The organism is Leifsonia sp. SIMBA_070, from assembly GCF_046534635.1.
Lineage (GTDB): Bacteria > Actinomycetota > Actinomycetes > Actinomycetales > Microbacteriaceae > Leifsonia.
Genome location: NZ_JAWRYK010000589.1, coordinates 1 through 254 on the forward strand (window position 1 = coordinate 1; position 254 = coordinate 254).

Annotated in this window: 1 protein-coding gene; it reads left to right on the forward strand. The window is 61.0% G+C overall.

Translation table 11 applies throughout. The features are described 5' to 3' along the window. Positions 1–50: 50 nt before the first annotated feature. Positions 51–254: SelT/SelW/SelH family protein (locus SB754_RS21585; RefSeq protein WP_410784366.1), on the forward strand; the 204-nt coding region annotated here is incomplete at its 3' end.

Sequence of the window (254 nt, forward strand, 5' to 3'; positions counted from 1 at the left end):
GGAAGCTGTGGCACAAGCGGCAGATCTCAAATCGGAAAAGGCTGGACGCCGTGACCAACATCCCGACCCCGCATATCATCATTACCTATTGCCGCCAATGCAACTGGCTGCTGCGCTCGGCCTGGATGGCCCAGGAGATCCTGTCCACCTTCTCCGAAGACACCGGCGCCGTCACACTTGTACCCGGCACCGGCGGCATCTTCACCATCACCTGCGACGGCAAAACGGTCTGGGACCGCACTGTTGATGGCGGC